The sequence below is a fragment of the Mycobacterium paraintracellulare genome, assembly GCF_000276825.1.
GTDB classification, from domain to species: Bacteria; Actinomycetota; Actinomycetes; order Mycobacteriales; family Mycobacteriaceae; genus Mycobacterium; species Mycobacterium intracellulare.
Window position 1 is genome coordinate 1,843,074 of the sequence record NC_016948.1, and the last position, 21,610, is coordinate 1,864,683.

Genomic DNA, 21,610 nt, shown 5'->3' on the forward strand with positions numbered 1-21,610 from the left:
TCACGGAGTCCCTTCAAGTTCGATGTCGAAGGCGGCTAAGTACTCGTCGAACACGGGCCGGATCCCGTCGACGGTCAAGCCGTACTGCTCCAATGAGTAGGCGGCAGAACCGAACCGATCTTGAGGATGTTCGGCAAGCCATCGACGCATCCGCTGAACGGTGTCATCGGTGAGTTCATCGCCGGCCCAGTCGTACAGACTGCGCATCACTGAAATCGGATCACGCATCATCTCCGAGTAGTACATGTCGAAGAAGCGGTCATCTCCGATGCGCTCGCGGACTCGAAGCGGGCGGGTGACGTGCGCGCGCATCTGATCCGTGGCCTTGCGGCCGAGCGCGCGGCGGTCGATGTCTGCTTCACGCATCACCACCTGCTGGGGCATCATCAGCAGGTTGCACAGCGAACCCGTGGCCTTGAACGGGTCACGATGGGCCCAAATCATACGCACGTCGGGGAATACGGTCAGCAGGGTTTCGATGTGCACCGCATGCGACGGCATTTTCAAGTTCCAGGTGCCAGGCGCCTTCGACTGCAGGATTTGCAGCACCAACTTCTGATACTCGTAAGTGCTCGTCATGTCCGCTTCGCCGATGAGCCACTCGGAGTATCGAGCAGTGGGCTGCCATGATTCCCACGACAGGGCCTTGAAATCGGCGGCGTGGATGAACATGTCCTCGGTCGGACCATCGGCGTCTTCCCAGTGCGGGATGGCAACTTTGGCCTTCCGCACCATCTTCAGCATCGCCTGCTGCTCTTCAAGGAGGGCCAAGCATCGCGGATCACTCTTCAAAGTTGCAGTGGTCGCGGGCGGCACCGGGTGGATGCACTCCCAGTGCAGCAGCGAGCGGCGTGCCGGGTCTTCGCCCAGTAAATAGCTGATCACGGTGGTACCTGTGCGCGGCATCCCAAGGGTGACGAGGGGCCGTTTGATCTCCTGCTCGCGCACTTCGGGGTGGCGCTTCGCGTAGTCGTGCACTTCCAGGCGGCTCGCGAGGACCCGCGCGAAGTTGCTGATCAGGTATTCGCGACCGGAGTCGGTGACCAGCGGCGAGGAGTGAATTTCGTCGAGCAGGATCGCCAATCCTTCGCGCCAGGAATCGGAATCGATTTCGTGTAAACCGCTGCGCTGCTGCGCGAGGCGCAGGACGTCATCGGGGCTGCGGACCGCACGGTAATCCACCGCGGACGGCGTGTCGGTGCTCATACCGTCAGGTACCCTCCGTCGACGGCGATGGTGGCCCCAGTGATGTACCGGGCCGGTTCACTGCACAGGAAAAGCACTGCCGCCCAACAGTCTTCAGGCTTTCCTGGACGCCCGAGCGGAGTATGGAATCCGATTTCAACATCGACGACTTGCGGGAGATTGATACCGGGGTCGCTCAGTCGCGTGTGGATGAGGCCAGGTGCGACGGCGTTGACGCGGATGCCGTCGTTGCACCAGCGTCGCGCGAGATTCCACGTCAGTGCGGTGAGTGCCGCTTTCGACGATCCATATCCCGGTGACAGGATCGCCGAGCGGAAGGCCGACATCGAGGTGGTGTTGACGACGTTGGCTCCGCCGGGTGCCGTGCTGCTCTTGAGCAGACCCTCGCATGCCATAGTCAAACGCATCGCTCCGAAGAGGTTCTGCGTCAGGGATAGGGCGAAGCCCTCGGGGGTCCATTCATCCTTCCACTCCGGGAATGGACCGCCCGCGTTGTTGACCAGGATGTCCAGTTCTCCAAGCGACGCGGCGAGGTCGTCGACTGATTTTTCGTCGCGGATCTGGCATTGCCGGTAGGTGAATGCGCTCAGGTCATCGTCATAGTCTTCGGTGGAGGCACGGGTCCCGGTGATGGTCACGGCGGCACCCGCTTTGGCGAATTGGGTGGCAATCTCCTGTCCGATGCCGCTCGTGCCACCGGTGACGAGAACCTTGGCGCCGGCGAAGTCGAAGGTGACCGCGTTCATGCCGATAATCCTTTGATGGAGTGCTGGATCCAGGCCTTCACCCAGAAGTTGTCTGCATCGCTGAGCAGACGCTCGTGTGCGGCAATGGCGACGTCCTTGGCGGCCGCGTTGGTGTCGTCGCCGGCCAGAATTAGATCGGTTAGGTGCAGCGCCTCGACCGCCTGGCCGGCGTCTAAACGCGAGCGGGCGGCCGCGACGAGCCTTTCGGCGCCAGCGGCCGCCACGACGTCCGGCGCGACCGACCACGGCGGGATGGGGAACAGCTCGGTGGTGGAGCGGTGGTGGAACCAGCCGCCGTAGAGCTCCCAGATGGCGCGGGAGTTCCACGTGGTCCGCCCATAACCCTCGCCGACGTCGAAACGTTCGGGCAGCCGGATTTCGTTCATCAGGCTGTAGATATCGGAGCCCGACACCATGGCATCGATGACGCGGTCGTGTACCCACTGCATGGCATCGCGCATGGCGGTGACCTCGGTCGCGATAAGGTCGGCACCTTCGATGGGGTCAAAGTGCCCGGTGATGAGGCGATCGGGCTGCAGGGACAGCACCAGATCGAGCGCCTCGATGTACTGGATCGGATCGCGATACCGATCACCGCGGATCGTCACGAGATTTGGCACGTGACCGAACAGCGGGCCAAACAGGTTACCGGTGAACAGGACTCGGCTGTCTGGTAACCATGCGACCAGTGCATCGGTGGTTTCGCCTCCGGGCGTCCAGTGCAGGTCCACTTGCCTCCCGCCGACGTTCAGACCCAGGTGACGATCGAACGTGATAGTCGGTTCAGGAAAAGACATGTCGAAGAGCGACATGTCGACGTCCTTGAGGTGTTCGAGGGTTGCCCTGGTGAATTTCTCGAAGGCGAAGGCGGTGTTGCGCACACGGGCCGGCATTAGTCGTTCGTTGTCGTCGCGCCAGTAGTAATAGTTGGCGTGCATCACCACCGCCGTGTCCGGGTCTCGGAGCGCGGCCGCTCCGCCCCAGTGATCAGCGTGGCCCTGCGTGACGATGATCGTGTGGGTCGGCCCCGGCACCGCCTGGTAGGCGTCGCGATGCAGTGGCCCCTCGTAGAAAACTCCGGTGTTGATGATGATCCGCCCGCTGCCGGTCTCTACGGCATAGGTGTTCGACACTCCCGGTGACATCCAGATGCCATCGCCCAGCGACGTCGCTGGCTGACCCGATGCGGCAGCAATCGCCTCGACGCCGGGTCGGCGGTGATGAATTGACCCCATACGCCGTACTTCCTCTCCGCCAGCCGCGCGGCGTGGTTCAGCCGGCCGGACTTTGCTATATTGAATATTCGATATAGCATCGATATCATGACACCGAGCGTAACCTTGGATTCCCAACCGCGTCAATCCGTTTCGCCACCCACCGATCGGGTGGTCGCCGTCATGAGCCTGCTGGGTGGTGCCCCCGACCGTTGCTTCACGGTGACCGAAGTCGGCCGAGCGTTGGAGATCAGCAGAGCGACCGCACACGCAGTGCTGAATGCATTGGCCGTTCACGACTGGGTAATCCGGGACCCCGAGACCGGTCAATTCAGTTGCGGCCCGGCCATCGAGGCATTGGCTCGTCCTTCCGGAGCAGGACGACGGCTCGTGCGGGCCCGCCTGGCCGAACTGGCGACTGAACTTCAGATGCAAGTTCTGCTGGTACGGCGCAACGGAACCGACATGACGGTGATCGAGACCGCCGGCCAGACGGCGACGGCTGCCCAGGTAGGCCTTGGCTTCCACATCCCGTTCCTGGCCCCTTTCGGCCGCGAGTTCGTCGCGTGGGCCGATGACCAAACGCATGGAGCTTGGCTCGCACGCTTGAAATCGGCGAGGCCCGAATTTCGTTCTCGCATGGACGAAGTACTGGCCGACGTACGCGACCGCGGCTACGCCATCGAGCGTCTGAGCCCTGAATGGCTGCGGGTGCACACTGCGCTTCAAGCGCTGAGCGGGCATGGTGACATCGACATCGTGACCACCAGCCTCGCCACTGCCATCGCCGACGGCACCGTGGTCGACTTCCTAACCGCGGAGCTTCCCCCTGGCCAATTGAATGAAGTGGCCATGGTGATGGCCCCGGTGCGGAACAGCGACGGCGCGGTCGTCATGTCGGTCTCGGCGATCCCCTTCGCGTCGCTGGAAGCGACCGCCGTGAAGGAGTTAGGTCAGCGAATGTGTCACGCCGCCGCCGAACTCGAAACGGTCATTGCTCGCTACGAGGCGACGTAAATGCGGCACCGGACAAATTCCCGTGTGAGCTGACCGTCTCGCCAGAATTTTCTAGTGTCGTGAGTCATCAATTCGCTTGCAGTAGTTCACGGCGGGTCCACGCCCTCAACTGCTCACGCTAGGCACTAGACAAAGCCACAGACGCAGCAACGGGGCCCGGCACACGCCAAGCCTACGATCCGAATGCGAGTTAACGACTCTCGACACTAGCGCCTCTTGAGTCCGTCACTCAGGAATCCCCGCACGACGTGGGCACGGACGAAGTCGGCGACCACGTCGTCGTCGCCCATGTCGAGATAGGGCGACGGGGTGGTGAACAACGAGAACAACATCCGCGCGAACCACTCGGTCGCCGACCGGATGTCAAGGTCACCGCGGACCTCGCCGGTCAGCCGCGCCGCGGAGACATACGGTGCGAGAAACTCGCTGCATTCCCGCAGGAGGGTCGACGCATTCTTGGTCAACATCAAGCTGACCTCGTCCTGGTCGAAATACGATTCGGGCTCCACGACTCGGCGCGCCTGAGCGACGAAAACGCCTGCACGCGTTAGCTTTTCCTCCAGCGTGCTGCCGCCGTGCCGATCGATCGCCGTGGCCAGCCTGCGATAGAAGCGCTGGGACGCCGCCTCCGCACAGCTTTCGACGATCGTCTCCTTGTCCCGGAAGTACTCGTAGAACGTGCTCCTGGACACATCCGCGACACGTGCGATGTCGACGATCGTCGTCTTCCGCAACCCGTGCGTGCGGAAACAGGCGAACGCAGCCGAGATGAGCACCTCGCGGGTGTCGACCGCCGTCGCGTACGTCATCTCGATTCCCGGCTTCCCCGCTCAGCGATCGGGCGCGAGGATCAGTCCGCTCGTCGGAACGCCTGTACCCGACGTGACCAGCACGTGTTCGACGTTGTCCACCTGATTGTGGGACGTGCCGCGCACCTGTCGGACGCCCTCGGTGATGCCGTTCATGCCGTGAATGTAAGCCTCGCCGAGCAACCCGCCGTTGGTGTTGATCGGCATCCGGCCGCCCAGCGACAGTTCTTCGACCGAGACGAAGTCCTTGGCTTCCCCGCGGCCGCAGAATCCGAGCTCCTCGAGTTGAGTGAAGACGAAAGGCGTGAAGTGGTCGTAGAGGAAAGCCGTCGAAATGTCTTGCGGTTTAAGACCGGAATCCCGCCACAGCTTGTCGCCAACGACTCCCATTTCGGGCAGGCCGGTGATCTCCTCGCGGTAGTAGCTGGTCATCACCTCGCCGTCGTAGGCGGCTCCTTGCGCGGCGGCCGTGATGACGGCGGGCGGCTTGGCCAGGTCGCGGGCGCGCTCGACGCTCGTCACCACCATGGCGACACCCCCGTCGCTTTCCTGACAACAGTCGAGCAGCCTCAGCACGGGCTCGATGATCCACCGCGATTGTTGGTGCTGCTCAAGGGTTATCGGCTTCTGGTAGAACCAGGCGTCGGGGTTGTTCGCGGCGTGCTTGCGGTCGATGACCGAGATCTTCCCGAAATCGGCGTTGGTGACGCCGTATGTGGTCATATAGCGCTGCGCGTGTAACGCGACCCAGGCGGCCGGCGTCATGAACCCGAACGGCGCATAGGGAGCCATCCACAGCGGCGTCACTCCCGGCTGACGGCCGGCGCCACCGAAGCGGAACCCGGAGCGCTCGTTGAACGCTCGGTAGCACACCACCGCCTCCGCCACGCCCGTCGCGACCGCCATCGCGGCCTGCATCACCGTTCCCGCGGCGGCGCCACCGCCGTGGGGGACCCTGGTGAAGAACGTCAGGTCCCGGATCCCGACATTGCGGGCGACCTCGATCTCCTCGTTGTCGTCGACGCTGAAGGTGACCATGCCGTCGATGTCGGCGGGACGAAGACCGGCGTCGCCTATGGCGGCTTTGACTGCCTCGCAGGCCAGTTGCATCTCGCTGCGGCCCGATTCCTTGGAGAACTCGGTTTGCCCGATCCCGACGAGCGCGGCCTTGCCGCCAATCCCGCAGGAGCCCCTGTTCATGCATCCACGCCTTCGAGCAGGCTGAGCACCGCGGTTCCCGAGACGTGGTCGCCGAGGCTGTTGGCGCCCCTGAACGTGACCTCGATGAATCCTTCGCCGTCGGCCGACGATTTGTCCGTGACCGATCCGGTGAAGCGCATCGGATCATTCGGGTAGGCCGGGACGCCGAGGCGAATGGACAACTTTTTGATCATCGCCTCGGGGCCCGCCCAGTCATGAAGGAACTTCACGCAAAGCCCATTAGTCGTCAGGATGTTCAAGAAAATGTCTTTGGATCCCTGGGAATTCGCAAAGTCGCGGTCATGGTGCACGGGCATGTAGTCGCGGGACGCGATGGCCCCGGCGACGATCAGTGTGGTGGTCACCGGGACGTCCATCGGGGTGACTTCCTCGCCCACGTTGATGGAATTCCATGCGCGCGTGGTGGTGCGGTCGACGGTGGAGGTCATGCGTTTCCTTCCGGGTATGTCGCGCCGAGCCGGGCGAGTTGTTGGGGGGCAGAGCCGAGCGAGAGCTCGATCTGCTTGGCCCACAGGAAATAGCGATGAAGCGGGTAGGTGACGTCGATGCCCATGCCGCCGTGGACCTGTTGGGCTGATGCGACGACCCGTGCACCCGCCTCGGCGGCCCAGAATTTGGCGATGGCGGCCTCGCGGGCGGCGGGTCGGCCTTCCGCGATCAGCCACGCCGCGTGCCAGGTGGTCCACCGAATCGCCTCGACGTCGATGAATGCATCGGCCAACCGCTGCTGCACGGCCTGAAATGAGCCGATCGGCCTGCCGAACTGCTCGCGCTCGCCGGTGTAGGACGCCGCGATCTTCAACGCGCGCTCGGTCACCCCGACCTGCATGGCGCACAGTCCGACGAGCGCCCTGGTGTACAGCGAGTCGACGGCATCCCGGCCACCGGCCTCGTTGAGTCGGAGCGCGACGGCCCCAGCGAACTCGACGTCGGCGTAGGGCTCACCGTTGGTGGTGATTGCCGGTGTGACGACGACGCCCTCGGTGGCCGTCTCGACGACGAACAGGCCCGGTCCGTCGTCCGCGCGTGCCGAAACCACGATGGCGTCGGCAAGCTGCGCTGCGGGCACGAGTTCCTTGACGCCGTCCAGGATCCAGGCGTCGCCATCGGGCCGTGCGGTGGTGCGTGGGGCGGCCGGGTCGGAGCTTCCCGGTTCGGCGAGCGCGGCGGTCAGTATCGTGCTTCCGTCCACCACCTTCGGTAGGTACCGTCGCTGAGTGGTCGAGTCACCGTGCCGCGCAATCGTATCCGCGCCGAGCACCAGGGTCGCATAGACCGGCACCGGCGCAACACTCCAGCCCACTTCCGCGAGCAGCACGCCGAGGTCGAGGAAGCTGCCACCGCTGCCGCCAACCGATTCGGGTAGCGCGATGCCCAGCAAGTCCGACGCCGCCAGCTCACGCCACAGTGCGGGGTCGAAACGAATCTCGCCCGATTCCAACTCGGTGAGGTGCTCGGTGGTGGCGCGGTGCTCGAAGAGCTGGCGGGCCACCTTGCCGACGGTCTCTTGTTCTTCGGTGAAGGAAAAATCCATGTTCGCCTGGTGCCTCGTGTTCAGCGGGCGGGCCGGAACTGGTGCAGCACCAGCTCGTCCCCGCTCGGGATTGCTTCGAACGTCTCGTAGAAGACCTCGACGGGCATACCGACGTCGATGGCCGCCGGTTCGATATCGCACAGGTTCGACACGATGCGCACACCTTCGTCGAGCTCGATCAGTGCCACGACGTAGGGGTATTGGAGGAAGGGGAGCGGCGGGTATTGCGGCATCACGAAGCTGTAAACCGTTCCGCGCCCGGTTGATTCGATGGAATCCCAGTTGAGCGACTGGCAATTTCCGCACATCGGGCGGGGCGGCACCCGCAACGTCTTGCAGTCGGCGCAGCGCTGGATCAGCAGCTTGTGGTCCTTGAGGCCCGACCAGAAGAATTCGGTGTCCGGGCTGATCGACGGAGCAAGTCTGGTCGCCATCAGCTTCCCGTCTTGAATCGCAGCGTGCGGAACCATTGGCGGCCGATGACTTCGCCGTTCTGATCGCGGTAGGTGGTCACCCACGTGACGAAGAATCCTTTGCCCATCGCGGTCGTCTTCTCGTCGGAGATCGAGTCGAACACCGTCTCACCGGTGATCTCGTCGCCGACGCGGGGATAGCGTTCGATCTCAAACTCAGAGTTCGTCGCGATGATGCCCGTGTAACCGGCGTCGGAGAGGAATTGCAGCGGGTTCGTCTTGATCTCGATCGGCACGCCGCCGCGCTCATGGATGCCGGCGAGCTTGGGCGGCGGCATCGTCCAGCTCTGCAGCATCACCGGCGGGGAAACCAGGCCACCGTAGCGGGAGTTCTCCGCGAACTCGGGATCAAGGTAGGCGGGATTCATGTCGTCCAACGCGTACGCCCAGTGCCGGATCATCGCGGCGTTCACCGGATCAGGGGCGCGGGAGGGTCTGCCGACTCCGTCGGTGGGCGTCCCGATCAACGCGTCGAGGCGCTCGCGCAGGTCGTCTTTGGCTAGCTCTGTCACGTGGATTTCTCCTTTCCGGAGGCCCGCACGTCTCGGGGTGCGCGGGGCATCCCGAGGCCGGCCATAGCGATGATGTCGCGTTGAAGTTCGTTGGCTCCGCCGCCGAATGTGTTGATGACCGCCAGCCTGTAGGCGCTCTCCAGCTCGCCCTTGAGCGGAGCCGCCGAGTCCTTGCGGACACCCGCCTGCCCGACGACTTCGAGCAGCTCGCGGGCGACCTGTTGAGTGAGTTCGGTGCCGAAAACCTTTGCCGCCGAGGCCTCGCCCATACCGAGGGCACCCGAGCTCATCGTCGCGTTCACGCGCAGGTTCAGCAGCCGGTAGGCGGCGACCTGCGCTTCCACCCGGGCCAGGGCCTGCTGCACCCAGGGCTGATCGATGACCATGCCGTCGTCGAGCGGTGTCGTCGACGCCCACTTGAGCGTCTTGGCGAAGAGCGGCTCCAGGGCACCGAGGTTGCCCAGGGCGGCGCGTTCGAGGTTGAGCTGGTTCGTCACCAGCGTCCAACCCTGGTTTTCGCCGAGCACGATGGCGCTCTCGGGTACCCGGACGTCATCGTAGAACGTGTAGTACGTGGACACCCCCGGCATGGTGTGTAGCGGCTTCCAGGAGAACCCGGGCGAGTCCGTCGGCACGATGAACAGGGTGATTCCCTTGTGTTTCTTGACGGTTGGGTCGGTGCGCGCCGCCAACCAGATGTAGTCGGCGAACTCCGCGCCGCTGGTGAACATCTTTGAACCATTGATGACGAACTCGTCGCCGTCCCTGACCGCGGTGGTCCGCAGCGAGGCGAGGTCGCTCCCGGCGCCGGGCTCCGAGTAACCGATCGCGAAATCAACGGTGCCCTTGAGGATCGCCGGGAGGAACTTGGCCTTCTGCTCCTCGGTGCCGTACTGAATGAGCGTGGGGCCCACAGTGTTTAGGGTGACAAACGGCAACGGTGCGTTGACCCTGCGCGCTTCCTCCGAGAAAATGTACTGCTCCAACGCGGTCAGCCCGCCGCCACCGTATTCGACCGGCCAGGCGACGCCGAGCAACCCGGCATCGCCGAGCGCCCGCCGGCACTCGGTCATCGCGGCGCCCCCCTCGGTGAGGTTGGCGACGGCGGCGCGGCGCTCCGGGGTCATCACCGCCTCCAGGCGCGTCCGGTAGTCCTTTCGGAGCTGCTCCTGTTCGGGCGTGTAGTCGAAGTCCATCAGTTGCCCGCCCCCAGTCGGATTGGCATGCGTTTCACGCCCGGCACCATGGTTGCGCGCAGCCGGGTCACGTCACCGGTGAGCTCGATCGTGGGAAAGGCGCCCAGTAGCACCTCAAACATCACCCTGGCTTCCAGGCGCGCGAGCTGGGCGCCAAGGCACGCGTGCTCCCCGGCCCCGAACGCGATGTGCGGGTTGGGATTACGGGTGATGTCGAACTCTTCGCAGGTGGGCCCAAAGATCTCTTCGTCGCGGTTGGCGGAGCCGTAGAGCATGACCACTGTGTCGCCCGCCCTGATCTGCTGGCCGCGGATCTCGACGTCCTCGGTCGCGCGGCGGGCCATGTGGGTGACCGGGCTGGTGAATCGCAGCATCTCCTCGACCGCGCTGGGCAGCAGCGACGGGTCCGATCGCAGCAGCGCGAACTGGTCGGGGTGGTCGATCAGCGCCAACGTGCCCAACGCGATCAGGTTGCGTGTGGTTTCGTTGCCGGCGACCAACAGCAGGAAGGAGAAGTTGAGCAGATCCGCGTCGGTGAGCCGCTCGCCGTCGACCTCGGCCGCGGCCAGGATGCTCAGCAGGTCGTCCTGCCCGCTGACCTCGCCGGACCGCCGCGCGGCGATGAGCTTGGTGAAGTATTCGTACAGCTCACCGAGGGCGACGATCGAGTCCAGTTCGATGTCCGGGTCGGCGGTGCCGACCGCCGCGTCCGACCACGCGCGGAACTGCTCCCAGTCTTCGGGAGGGGCACCGAGCATCTCGGCGATCATCCGGGTGGGAAGGGGCGCGGCGATCTCCTCGGCGAACTCGTACTCTCGCGACGGCTCGACACTGTCCACGATGCCCTTCACGATCTGGCGCACCTTGGGCTCGAGCAACTGCACCTGCCGGCGGGAAAAGCCGGAGTTGATGAGCTTGCGGAGCTGCCGGTGGCGGGGAGGGTCGGTGAAAATGAGGTTGCCTTCCTGAACGGGTTCAGGCTGGCTGGGATCCGGAATCGTGATGCCCTTCGTCGACGAGAAGGTCAGTGGGTGGCCCGAAACGTAGCGGACGTCCTCGTACTTCAACAGCGCCCAGAAGTTCGTGACGTCGTTCCACACCACTGGCGTCGTGTTGCGGAGTTCCCGGTAGACCGGGTAGGGATCGCCGGCGTAGAAGTCCGGAGAGTGCAAGGGAACAGTAGTAGTGGGCACCGCATGCCTTCCTTGGACACTGGGCTGGCCGGACAGATAACGCAAGAATGTCCGTTTCCATGCTGTCTACAGGAGAGCCAGATCATCTGTCAATCGCCGCATATTGGGCTAAAACTGGCTCAAATTAGCCGTTGACGGCGTCGCGGTCGGCGTGTACACACAGGTTGAGTATGTAAGTTATCTCGGTGGCGTCGCCCGCGCTGCTTCACGATCGTGCAGTCAGGAAGGCAGGCAGGATGGCTGGGTCGGGTTCGCTCCTCGAGGCCTACGGTCACTACATTGACGGCCAGTGGACCGACCCGGACTGCGGACGCTACGACGTCGTCAATCCCGCCACCGAGGTGGTGATCCAAACGGCGCCCGATGCGAGCGTGGCGCAGGTCCGGCAGGCGGTCGCAGCGGCCAGGTCCGCCTTCGACACGGGCCCGTGGCCCGCGGCAGAGCCCGCGGAACGGGCCCGATGCCTGCAACAACTCAGCGATGCGCTGATGGCCAGGAGCGAGGAGATCTACGCACTCGCGCTGGCCGAGTGGGGTTGTTCCGCGAACGAACGGCTGATTCACGTCGACGGACCGGCATTCATGGTCGGCCATTGCCGCCGAGCTCGCGGCGGAGCCCGCCGAGGCACCGATGGATGCCTGGGGGGCCGCGGGCACCACACTGCTGCGCTACGAACCCCTCGGTGTGGTGGCGGCCATGACGCCGTGGAACTTCCCGCACACCCTCAACGTCATGAAGTTGGGCGCGGCACTGGCGGCGGGAAATACGCTGGTGCTCAAGCCTTCCCCGCTGACACCGCTGGCCGGGCTGGCGTTGGCGCGAATCATCGACGAGGACACGGACATTCCCCCTGGCGTCGTCAACGTGGTGACGCCGACCAGCGTCGAGGCCAGCAGGAGCCTGACCCTGGATCCCAGGGTCGACATGGTGAGCTTCACCGGTAGCTCTGTCGTCGGCCGCGACGTGATGGCGGGAGCGGCGACCACCATGAAGCGCGTTCTGCTGGAATGCGGGGGCAAGTCGGCGACCATCCTGCTGCCCGACGTCGACGTCACCGACGACCTGTTGGAACGGCTGTTGTTCGAGGGATGCACGATGCATGCTGGTCAAGCCTGCATTCTCAACAGCAGGTTGCTGCTGCCCGAGGCGATCCACGACGAGGTGGTGGACCGGCTCGCCGCACTGTCCCGCGAAGTCGTGATCGGCGATCCCGTCGATCCGGCGGTCACCATGGGTCCGTTGATCAGCCGCGAGCACCTCGACCGTGTCGAGGGCTTCGTCAAACGCGCCGAAGCCGACGGTGCGACCGTCGTGGCCGGGGGAGCCCGCCCGAAGGATCTGAACAGCGGTTTCTATTTCGAGCCAACGATACTCACCGATGCCGCCGCCGATTCGTATATCGCGCAGGAGGAGGTGTTCGGTCCCGTGCTGACCGTCTTGCGGTATCGCGACGACGATGACGCGGTGACCATCGCCAACAATTCGTCTTATGGCCTCGGCGGCGCGGTGTGGGGAAGCGACATCGACCGCGCGGTGGCCATCGCCCGGCGGATGAGGACCGGACAGGTATCGGTCAACGGCACAATCCCCGGAGACGCGCCGTTCGGAGGCTTCAAGCAGAGCGGCATCGGTCGGGAGGGCGGCGTGATGGGACTGCGGGCCTATATGGAGCCCAAGGCCATCGGGATACCCGCGTGAACCGACCCCTGGCGGGCTTGCGCGTCGTCGAGTTGGCCTCCGAGATCGCGGGTCCCTATTGCGCGAAGCTGCTGGTGGACCTGGGCGCCGACGTGCGCAAGGTCGAGCCCCCGTCAGGTGACCCACTGCGCCGTTGGGGTCCCTTTCCCCCAGAGGGCCCTCATCCGGAGCGAAGCGGGCTGTTCGAGTACCTGAACGCCGGAAAGTGCGGCGCCACGGTTGATTTCGCGCAGGAACGTGGCCTTGAGGTCCTGCGCGAGATGATCTCGCAGGCGGATGTCCTGGTCGAAGACTTACCGGGGGGCGCACCTGAGCGCCGGGCGTGGGGTCTGGACGCGCAAACCCTGGCCCGGGTCAACCCGGATCTCGTCGTGGTCCGGATCTCCAGCTTCGGCCAGGAGGGGCCACTGCGTGACCGGGTGACGACTCCGCTGACCCTGCAGGCGGCGGCGGGTTGGATCAACGTGCGCGAGCCCGGCCGGGCGCCGCTACAGGCCGGCGCCCGCATCCCGGAATACATCGCGGGCGGATACGCGGCCCTCGGCGCGCTGACGGCCCTACGCGTCGCCACGGCCGAAACGCACCGGCCGGTCGAGGTGGACGTGTCGATGTTCGAGTCGCTGTTGGCGACGCTGCCCTATCCCATGCTGATGGCCGCCCGCTTGAAAAGCCTTGGCTTGCCGACGAATTCCAAAGCCGCGCCGATGCTGGGTATTGTGCGTGCCTCCGACGGCTGGATCGGGATCAACTGCCTGACCGGTCAGCATTGGCTGGACGTCTGCGCGATGGTCGGGTTGCCCGAGTTCGGCGACCACCAGCTCGCGATCATGCTCGGCGGGCCCGAGCGCGACGAGTTCTTCGCCAAGGCCCAGCCGTTCCTGGAATCGATGTCCGTCGCCGATCTGGTCGAATTGAGCCAGGCCATGCGCATACCCGCGGCGCCGATCACCGACGGCGACACGATCCTGGGCTGCCCGCAGTATGCGGAGCGAGGGTTTTTCGTCGACGCGGCCACCGACGGATGGCGATTCACCAGGCCAGGCGCGCCGTTCCGGCTCTCGAAGACCCCGGTACCGCCGCCATTGCCCGCTCCCGCCCTCCGAACAAACGGAGCGCAGGCCAAGTGGAGCAAGCGCGACGCACCGCGCCCGACGGGTGACGTCGCCGACGTCTCTTTGCCGTTCGCCGGGTTGAAGGTCTTCGACTTGAGCACTTTCTGGGCGGGCGCGTATCTGACGTGCTACCTCGGTGCGTTCGGGGCGGACGTGATCAAGGTCGAATCCATTCAGCGGCCCGACGGACACCGCTACTCGGGCTCGCTGCTGCGCGAGGGCGACGACTGGTACGAGCGCGGGCCGCTGTGGCAGGGAACCAATCTCAACAAGCGCGACATCACGCTGGATCTCACCTCTGCCACCGGTCGAGAGTTGGCGCTGCGACTGGCTGCGGAGGCCGACGTGGTGGTGGAGAACTTCTCGCCGCGCGTCGTCGAACAATTCGGACTGGATTACGACTCCATCGCGCGGGTCAATCCCGGCGTGATCATGGTGCGGATGCCCGGGTTCGGGCTCCAGGGGCCGTGGCGCGACTACGTGGGCTGGGCGCTGAACATCGAACAGGTGTCAGGCATGTCGGCCGCGACCGGTTATGCGGACGGCCCGCCGTGCAATCTGCAGGGGCCCGCCGACCCGATCGCCGGCGTACACGCCTGCGTCGCGCTGCTGGCCACCCTCGAGCACAGGCGGTCCACCGGCGAGGGGCAGCTGATCGAGGCGGCGCAAATCGAGGTCGGCGCGGCGGTGACAGCCGAACCCGTCATCGAATACTCGTTGACGGGATCGGTGCGCCCGCGTGAGGGAAACCGCCACCGCGAATACGCGCAGGGCGTCTATTCGACCGGCAATGTCGACGAGTGGGTCGCGCTCTCGGTGCGTCATGACGATGACTGGCGAGCGGTGCTGGACGCCATTGACCGCCCCGACCTGCGCGACGACCCGAGATTCGCCTCCGCTGCAGCGCGCCGGGAACACCACGACGAATTCGACGAGGTACTGGCGAATTGGACGTGCGAGCGAACCGCGGAGGGGGTCGTGGCGACGTTTGGCCGGCATGGTGTGCCCGCCGAGCGACTGTTGACGGCCGATCGGATGTATGACGTCGAGCAACTCGACGCGCGCGGCTTCTATCAGGACCTGGACCATTCGATCACCGGCCGACAGAGGTTTCCCGGCTGGCCTTTTCGCATCTCGCCGGGACCCATACACCAGCACAGGGCCGCCGCGCCGACACTCGGGCAGCACAACGCCGAGGTGCTTGGAGCGCTTGGACTTTCCGCTCAGGAGATTGCCGCGTTGCGGGAGCAACGAGTGATCGGGGAACGCGTTCTCAACGCATAGTCGATGAACTCGGCCCGTTCGGTCAGGCGTCGATCATCGCGGCGATCGTGTCGACGACGCACGCCGGGCGATCGCTGCCCTCCACTTCGACGGTGACGCGAACCGTGGCCCGGCCGCCTTTGTCGTTGCGCTCAACCTTGAGCAGTTCGGCGCCAGCCCTGATGCGGGAATCGACCGGTACCGGGGCGGGGAAGCGCAGCTTGTCGCTTCCGTAATTGACTTGCATCGCCAAGCCGGTTACCCGGTAGATCTGTTGCACGAGAATGGGTACCAGCGACAAGGTCAGATAGCCGTGGGCGATGGTCTTGCCGTAGGGACCGGCGGCCGCCTTCTCAGGGTCGACATGGATCCATTGATGGTCACCGGTCGCCTCGGCGAACAAGTCGATTTCCTTCTGCGTGACCTGGCGCCAGTCGCTGAAACCAAGGTGCTCGCCGACGTGAGCCTCGAAGTCGGCGATTCCGTCGTAAACCTTCGGGGATGTGCGCGCCCGGGTCATGCCGGAACCTTGAGCCCCAACTGCTCGATAGCGTTGCCTCCCATGATCTTCGCCTTGGCGGCCTCGGAGACACCGTCGAGCCGGTCGACAAAGCTCAGCGGATCACCGATGCCCTCGGGGTGCGGGAAATCGGAGCCGAACATCACGTGATCCTCGCCCATGATGTCGATAATCCCCTTGAGGTCGTCCTCGAGGAACGGATGGATGTAGATGTTTCGCTTGAACACCTCGACCGGGTGCTCGTCGAACTCCTTGGGCATGATCTTGTACGCGGTGTTGAGCTGCTCGAGCAGATTGCGGACCCACCCGCTGCCGTTCTCGACGCAGAAGATCTTCAGATCGGGGAAGCGCGACAACGCGCCGTGGCAGATCATCGCGGCCAGGGTGTCCTCGATGGCGCGGTGGCCCATCACGACTTCGCGTAACGCGCTCGGCTTGAAGGACAGATACTCGTCGCCGCCTTCCCACTCCATGAGGTGTTTTTGGTAGCCGCTGTCCGAGGCGTGCATGGTGACCGGCATGCCGGCGTTGACGACCTCTTCCCAGAACGGGTCGAACTCGGGGAGGCCCATGGAGCGCGAACCGCCGAACCGGCTGGGCACGGGTGCGGGCCGCACCAGGAATGTCTTCATGCCGCGCTCGAGGCCCCAGTGGAATTCCTTGATGGCTTCGTCCACCAGGGGCAGGCAGATCACGGGGGTGGCGAAGATCCGGTCGTGGTAGTTGAACGTCCAGTGCTCGTGCATCCACTCGTTGAGCGCATGAATGATCGCGTGCGTGAGGATGACGTCGTCGGTCGTGCGTTCCTCGATGAGACTGGCGAGCGTCGGATACATGACGCACTGATCGATGCCGAGTTCGTCCATCAGTTCCAGTCGCGGCGCGGGTGACTGGTATGCCGGGATGACATCCATTGCCTCGCCGATGAATTCGCGGAAGTTGAGGCCTTCGGGATTGTTGCCCAGGAAATAGTCCTCCGCGCTGCCCGGCCTGGCGACTCGCTCGAACGTCGGGTTGGGGATCATGTGGCTGATGTGGTCCTTGACGACGAGTTTGGGTCGGCCGTTGACCTCGACGTAGCCGACCTTTCCGCGGTGCTCCTTCGGCAGGTACTTGGTGAGCGCGTCCGTCGTCTCGTACATGTGGTTGTCGATGTCGAAAACCGGGTACGGCAGAGACCGGGGTGACATGAGGCTATCCCTCCTCCGAGCAGCGAATATGATCGTTTACGATAAGTGAGAACGACGTTATCACTTTGGCTTTTCAACATCCAGACGGGGTCAGGACGCCGGGATCCCTTTCCACGCGTCAATCACGGCATCGGTGGTGGTCACCGTGGCGAGCAGGGACAGCGTGTTATCGATGATGGACTCGGCGTACTCCCGTGGATACCCGCTCACCGCGTCACGCGGCAACACGAACTGATAGCTGCGGTTCACCGCGTCCATCGCGAAGTTCTGGATGGCGATGTTGACCGAAACGCCCACTCCCACAATGGTCTTGATGTTCATGTTCCGCAGCACCGAGTCAAGATCGGTACCCGTCATCGGTCCGACGCCGTGGGTGCGGGTCAGCACGAGGTCGCTGGGTACCGGACCGAGTTCGGGCAGGACCGATGCGCCGGGGCTGCCGGGAGTCAGGTCGGCGGCGAACGATTTTCCGGCCATGAACAGCCGGGCATTGCTGTTCGATCCCCGGTTGTCCGGGCGCTTCTCGATCAGGCAGTGCACGACCGCGACACCGGCCGCCCTGGCGGCGCCGAGCAGCCTGGCGATGTTGGGAATGGCTTCGCGCCGGGCCTCTTCGGCGAGCAATGGAAGGCCGGCCTGCGGCCCGATCACCCCGCCCTGGCACTCCTGGGTCACCAGCGCGGTGGTTGCGGGATCGAGCATGGCTTGAAGGCTGGGTTGTGGCATGAGAATAGACGTTATCGTGTGCTGGAACTCAATTTCCACGAGGAGGACCGATGGAGGCTTGGGAGCTTGAAGTGCGGGAGTCGGTACGGCAGACTTTGGCCGACTACACCGCCGCCACCGATCGATTCGATCTTCGTGCGCTGGCGGCGTGTTTCTGCGACGAGGGAGTGCTGGAATTCACCGGCGGTGCCGAGCGCTTGACGGGGCCCGCGCAAATCGAGGCCGGCCTCGGCGCCGCGGTGACCCGGCCTTCGACACCGGGCCAGCCGGCACGGCGCGCTCCGACCCACGTCCGCCACCATGTCTCCAGCATTCGGTTCGGGTCGGTGGCAAACACCAGGGTCGAGGTCAGCAGTTACTTCGCGGTCCACACCGACATCGGACTCGACCACTGGGGCCGCTACCGCGACGTTCTTGTGCCCCTGAATGGTCGGTGGCTGTTCGCCCATCGCCGGATCAGTGTGGACGCGTTCGCGGCCGACAGCCTGATGGCCTAAGGGTCATGCCGTGATGAACTCCTTGGCGAAAGCGCGCGAACGTTCGATGAGTTCGCTCCGGTCGGAGCCGGACGGGGCGATGGTCAACCAGGTGACCCCGGCGGCAGCGAGCCGCGCGATGATGGCGTGACGTTCGTCGGCCGATCTGCTGTCCTCCAAGAGGTTTCCCGCGGAGAAGCAGATGTCCAGCGGTGCGGTGCGGCCGATTTGGGCCGCGTACTGCTTGGCCCAGCCGATCGCGACCTCCAAATCCTCGATGGTCGAGATCTCCGCGGTGCGCGATGCGGCGGCGTAGCCGAACGTGTTGAACGGCGCCCACCCCTGAGCGCGCGATACCGCCCGGCGCACGGCCGGCTTGCTGTTGCCGCCGACCCATACCGGTGGGGGAGTCGTCGGCAGCGGGCGCAGCCGAACACCGCGGGCGGCGAATGACGTCCCCTGGTAGGCGATGTCCTCACCGGTGAGCACCTTGTCCAGCACGTCCAGCGCCTCATCGAGCAGAGCGCCGCGGTTGTCGAAATCGATTCCGAGCGCCTTGAATTCGGGTTTGAGATATCCGGCGGCAGTTCCGAGGATGAGGCGCCCGTTGGACAACGCCGCGAGGCTCTGGATCGATTTGGCGCCGAGAAACGGATTGCGGTAAGCGGCGATGTAGACATTGGTCAACAGCTTGACGTCGGTCGTTGCGGCGGCCGCGAAAGCCAACGCGACGAACGGATCAAGGGCGTGGTGGCCGCCGTGGTCGAGCCACTTCGCATCGGGTGCGGGGTGATCGGTGACGTGGACGGCTGCGAACCCGCTCTCCTCGGCCACTCGCGCGATTTCGGCGATCGCTTCAGCGGTTACGAACTCATCGACCGTTTCGACACGATGAGTCGGCAGTTCGAGGGAAAAGGAGACGGTCACGAGGATCCTTTCATTCAGAGACGAGCGTGGCCAGGCGCTGCGCGTGGTAGTCCGGGTCGCCGAAGATCAGCTGACTGGCCTTGGCGCGCCGGACGTACAAATGGGCGTCGTGTTCCCAGGTGAAGCCGATTCCGCCGTGGATGCGCATGTTGTCGAGCGCAACCTGCAGGAAGGCTTCCGAACACACCATCTTCGCGACCGACGCGGCGGTCGGGAGATCATCGGTGCCGGCCACTGCGGCCGCATGCGATTGGGCCGATCGCGCGCCCTCCACCTGAACCAACATGTCCGCGCACCGGTGCTTCACCGCTTGGAAACTACCGATCGGCCGACCGAACTGAATTCGATTCTTGGCGTAGTCGACGGCCATATCGAGGCACCGTTGCGCCGCGCCGACCTGTTCGGCCGTCAGCGCGACGAGCGCGAGGTCCGATGTGCGGGCAAGGAAGTTCGCGGCACCACCGTCTGTTCCGATCAGCTCCGCCGGTGCGCCGTCGAACTGCACCCGCGCCACCTTGCGGGTGCGGTCGAGTCCGGCCAACGGCGTGCGACAAAGCCCCTCTGGCCCGGCACGTACCGCGAACAACGACACGCCCGCGTCGGTGATGGCCGGCGCCAAGACGACGTCCGCGGTGTGACCGTCGATAACGAGCGGCGCCTCACCACGGATCCGATAACCGGCGCCCCGGCGGTCGGCCCGCAACCTCACGGCATCCGGGTCCCACGCGCCGAGTTGGCCGTTGAGGATCAGCGTCGCGGTGGTGGAACCGTCGACGAACCCAGGAACGAACCGCTCCACCGCCGCGTCGTCCTCGCTGGCGAGAATGGCCTGGGTCGCCAGCGCCACGGTGGCGAAGAAGGGGGAGCACACCAGCGCGCGTCCCATTTCCTCGAACACCACCGCAAGTTCGACCACACCGGCACCGGCCCCGCCCCATCGTTCCGGCACGACTATGCCCTGCAGTCCCAACTCGCCCGCCATCTGGCGCCACGACGCCTCGTCGTACCCGATGTCCGTCGCCATCAGCTTGCGAACGGTCTCGCTGGGCGATGTCGCGCTCAAGTAGTCGCGGACGACGCTGCGAAGTTCGTCGACCTCACTTGACGGCACGCCGGGCCTCCCGGTTCGGCCTCACCCGGGCTGCTGCGGGATCTGTGATACGCAACGCGGCAGACCGAACGCTCAGCGGTGCCCACCCGATCATGTTGTCGTACAGCGGTTTTGATGGAGTCATGTCTTCCTTTGCGCGATCGCGGCTGACGCCGGCGTCCCTCACTCGGGCGCCTGGCCATCCCGCGCGAGATGGCCATTGTCGGATCAGGATAGTATGTTTTGTGAAAATAGAGAATAATCATTCTCGCGCTTAAGGAGCGAAGCGGTGACGACGAAACTCGACTACGGCATCTTTGACTGCGACACCCACTGCTACGAGACGCGGGACGCGTTCACCCGTTATCTGCCGGAGGAGTTTCGGGACCGGGCGATCACCACCGTGCGCGGAGCGGACGGCGTCGAGGTGATCCTTGCGGGACATCGGGTCGCCACGTTCAACAGCGAAGGGGGACTGGGCCTCGATGTCGCTTATCGGCCGGGCTCGCTCAAGGAGATGCTCAAGCAGATGGGATCGGGCAACCCCGAGGAGTCCTACGAGCCGCAACCCATGCAACCGGAATTCATCGAGCGCGGTGCACGCCTTGCCGTCATGGCGGAGCAGAACATCGAGCGTATGGTCATCTATCCCAGCGGTATGGCCCTGGCCGCCGAACACTACGTCGACGACACAGCGGCACTGTACGCCAACCTGCGCTCGTTCAACCGATGGTTCGACGAAGAGTGGGGTTTCAACTACGAAGACAAAATTTTCGCCACGGCGCTGATGTCGTTGCGCGACTTGGATTCTGCGATCGCCGAGACGGAGGCCATCATCGCGCAGGGCGCAAAGTTCGTGCTGTTGCCGACCGGGCCGGCTTACGGTCGATCGCCTGGCGACCCGTACTTCGACCCGATTTATGCACGCTTGCAGGAGGCCGGCTGCATCCTGGTGTTCCACATCATGCCGTTCTGGTACTTCAATGCGATCTCGCCCGCCTGGGGACAAAACTCCGACCCGGCTTCTTGGCACATGTCGGCGTGGCAGTGGATGAATGTCTACGGCCAGCGCCCGATCGAGGAGACGTTGTCCGCTCTCATCTTCGACAACCTCTTCGGTCGCTTCCCGGGCCTGAACGTCCTCGTCGCCGAGCACGGGGCGGAATGGGTGCCGTTCTTCGTCAAACACATGGACAAGAGCAGAGGGATGGGCCGCAACGGGCCTTGGATTGGTGGGAAGCTGACGGAGCGGCCTTCGGCGATCTTCCGCCGTCATGTCCGTGTCGTGCCGTACCCCGAGGACGACATCCCAGGAATCGTCGCGGGCTTGGGATACGACGACTGCTTGGTGATGGGCTCGGATTACCCGCACGCCGAAGGCCTGGCCGTGCCGGCCGAATTTGCCAAGCTGCTCGACCCGCTCGACGACGCCACCAAGCGGCGGATCATGCGTGACAACGCCGACCAGTTGCTCTCCCGGAGCTAAC

20 protein-coding genes and 1 pseudogene are annotated in these 21,610 nt (G+C 64.6%); 5 read left to right on the top strand and 16 right to left on the bottom strand.

Features of this window, described 5'->3' with window-relative positions:
* The 3 genes from OCQ_RS08680 to OCQ_RS08690 are packed head-to-tail and all read right to left on the bottom strand — an operon-like array spanning position 1 to position 3,187.
* Positions 1-1,206 carry a sulfotransferase family protein gene (locus OCQ_RS08680; RefSeq protein WP_009976124.1) on the bottom strand — a complete coding sequence of 402 codons (1,206 nt, stop codon included), beginning with the start codon at positions 1,204-1,206 and terminating at the stop codon, positions 1-3.
* Positions 1,203-1,952, bottom strand: a complete 750-nt coding sequence (locus tag OCQ_RS08685) for an SDR family NAD(P)-dependent oxidoreductase (protein WP_009976125.1) — start codon at positions 1,950-1,952, stop codon at positions 1,203-1,205. Before OCQ_RS08685 ends, OCQ_RS08680 begins: the two co-directional genes overlap by 4 nt.
* On the bottom strand, positions 1,949-3,187 hold the full coding sequence (locus OCQ_RS08690; RefSeq protein ID WP_014384318.1) for an alkyl sulfatase dimerization domain-containing protein: 1,239 nt from the start codon (positions 3,185-3,187) through the stop codon (positions 1,949-1,951). Before OCQ_RS08690 ends, OCQ_RS08685 begins: the two co-directional genes overlap by 4 nt.
* Before the next feature lie 87 nt (positions 3,188-3,274).
* On the opposite strand from OCQ_RS08690, the gene OCQ_RS25920 reads away from it, so the two are divergent.
* Positions 3,275-4,183, top strand: coding sequence for a helix-turn-helix domain-containing protein (locus OCQ_RS25920; RefSeq protein WP_080588007.1), 909 nt, complete (start codon positions 3,275-3,277; stop codon positions 4,181-4,183).
* A gap of 206 nt (positions 4,184-4,389) precedes the next feature.
* Here OCQ_RS25920 and OCQ_RS08700 read toward each other — a convergent pair whose 3' ends face one another.
* From OCQ_RS08700 to OCQ_RS08735, 8 genes are read right to left on the bottom strand one after another with little or no spacing between them, the layout of a single operon-like run.
* Positions 4,390-4,992 (bottom strand): TetR/AcrR family transcriptional regulator, encoded by a 603-nt coding sequence (locus OCQ_RS08700; RefSeq protein WP_009956515.1) that lies wholly within the window; start codon positions 4,990-4,992, stop codon positions 4,390-4,392.
* 21 nt (positions 4,993-5,013) lie between these two features.
* Positions 5,014-6,192 carry a lipid-transfer protein gene (locus OCQ_RS08705; RefSeq protein WP_014382240.1) on the bottom strand — a complete coding sequence of 393 codons (1,179 nt, stop codon included), beginning with the start codon at positions 6,190-6,192 and terminating at the stop codon, positions 5,014-5,016.
* Complete coding sequence (locus OCQ_RS08710) at positions 6,189-6,641, bottom strand: MaoC family dehydratase (protein ID WP_009956512.1); 453 nt, start codon at positions 6,639-6,641, stop codon at positions 6,189-6,191. The genes OCQ_RS08705 and OCQ_RS08710 overlap by 4 nt, the downstream gene beginning before the upstream one ends.
* Positions 6,638-7,747, bottom strand: coding sequence for an acyl-CoA dehydrogenase family protein (locus tag OCQ_RS08715; protein ID WP_009976133.1), 1,110 nt, complete (start codon positions 7,745-7,747; stop codon positions 6,638-6,640). Before OCQ_RS08715 ends, OCQ_RS08710 begins: the two co-directional genes overlap by 4 nt.
* Before the next feature lie 20 nt (positions 7,748-7,767).
* Positions 7,768-8,181 carry a Zn-ribbon domain-containing OB-fold protein gene (locus tag OCQ_RS08720; RefSeq protein WP_014711340.1) on the bottom strand — a complete coding sequence of 138 codons (414 nt, stop codon included), beginning with the start codon at positions 8,179-8,181 and terminating at the stop codon, positions 7,768-7,770.
* Positions 8,181-8,732, bottom strand: a complete 552-nt coding sequence (locus OCQ_RS08725; RefSeq protein WP_009976136.1) for an FAS1-like dehydratase domain-containing protein — start codon at positions 8,730-8,732, stop codon at positions 8,181-8,183. Before OCQ_RS08725 ends, OCQ_RS08720 begins: the two co-directional genes overlap by 1 nt.
* Positions 8,729-9,928 carry an acyl-CoA dehydrogenase family protein gene (locus tag OCQ_RS08730; protein WP_008255398.1) on the bottom strand — a complete coding sequence of 400 codons (1,200 nt, stop codon included), beginning with the start codon at positions 9,926-9,928 and terminating at the stop codon, positions 8,729-8,731. Before OCQ_RS08730 ends, OCQ_RS08725 begins: the two co-directional genes overlap by 4 nt.
* The gene (locus OCQ_RS08735; RefSeq protein ID WP_008255399.1) at positions 9,928-11,100 is read right to left on the bottom strand and encodes a cytochrome P450; all 1,173 of its coding nucleotides are present in this window, start codon (positions 11,098-11,100) and stop codon (positions 9,928-9,930) included. The genes OCQ_RS08730 and OCQ_RS08735 overlap by 1 nt, the downstream gene beginning before the upstream one ends.
* A 257-nt stretch (positions 11,101-11,357) precedes the next feature.
* Here OCQ_RS08735 and OCQ_RS08740 point away from each other — a divergent pair.
* Both OCQ_RS08740 and OCQ_RS08745 read left to right on the top strand, forming a co-directional pair.
* Positions 11,358-12,819, top strand: a pseudogene (locus tag OCQ_RS08740) (aldehyde dehydrogenase family protein).
* On the top strand, positions 12,816-15,215 hold the full coding sequence (locus tag OCQ_RS08745; RefSeq protein WP_041784892.1) for a CaiB/BaiF CoA transferase family protein: 2,400 nt from the start codon (positions 12,816-12,818) through the stop codon (positions 15,213-15,215). Before OCQ_RS08740 ends, OCQ_RS08745 begins: the two are co-directional and overlap by 4 nt.
* Before the next feature lie 22 nt (positions 15,216-15,237).
* Here the strand turns inward: OCQ_RS08745 and OCQ_RS08750 are convergent, their stop codons facing one another.
* From OCQ_RS08750 to OCQ_RS08760, 3 genes are all read right to left on the bottom strand, one after another.
* A complete protein-coding gene (locus OCQ_RS08750) occupies positions 15,238-15,714 on the bottom strand; it encodes a MaoC family dehydratase (RefSeq protein ID WP_008255402.1) in 477 nt (158 codons plus the stop codon).
* A complete protein-coding gene (locus OCQ_RS08755) occupies positions 15,711-16,904 on the bottom strand; it encodes an amidohydrolase family protein (protein ID WP_008255403.1) in 1,194 nt (397 codons plus the stop codon). The genes OCQ_RS08750 and OCQ_RS08755 overlap by 4 nt, the downstream gene beginning before the upstream one ends.
* A 90-nt stretch (positions 16,905-16,994) precedes the next feature.
* Positions 16,995-17,606, bottom strand: coding sequence for an isochorismatase family protein (locus OCQ_RS08760; protein ID WP_009956502.1), 612 nt, complete (start codon positions 17,604-17,606; stop codon positions 16,995-16,997).
* Positions 17,607-17,680: 74 nt separating this feature from the next.
* Here OCQ_RS08760 and OCQ_RS08765 point away from each other — a divergent pair, with 74 nt between their 5' ends.
* On the top strand, positions 17,681-18,127 hold the full coding sequence (locus OCQ_RS08765; RefSeq protein ID WP_008255405.1) for a nuclear transport factor 2 family protein: 447 nt from the start codon (positions 17,681-17,683) through the stop codon (positions 18,125-18,127).
* A 3-nt stretch (positions 18,128-18,130) separates the two neighbouring features.
* On the opposite strand, the gene OCQ_RS08770 is transcribed toward OCQ_RS08765, so the two are convergent.
* Both OCQ_RS08770 and OCQ_RS08775 read right to left on the bottom strand, forming a co-directional pair.
* Positions 18,131-19,033, bottom strand: coding sequence for a TIGR03619 family F420-dependent LLM class oxidoreductase (locus OCQ_RS08770; RefSeq protein ID WP_008255406.1), 903 nt, complete (start codon positions 19,031-19,033; stop codon positions 18,131-18,133).
* Between the two features lie 10 nt (positions 19,034-19,043).
* On the bottom strand, positions 19,044-20,144 hold the full coding sequence (locus tag OCQ_RS08775) for an acyl-CoA dehydrogenase family protein (protein WP_014384324.1): 1,101 nt from the start codon (positions 20,142-20,144) through the stop codon (positions 19,044-19,046).
* 268 nt (positions 20,145-20,412) lie between these two features.
* On the opposite strand from OCQ_RS08775, the gene OCQ_RS08780 reads away from it, so the two are divergent.
* Entirely contained in the window at positions 20,413-21,609 is a 1,197-nt protein-coding gene (locus tag OCQ_RS08780; RefSeq protein ID WP_008255409.1) for an amidohydrolase family protein, read from the top strand.
* Position 21,610 lies beyond the last annotated feature (1 nt).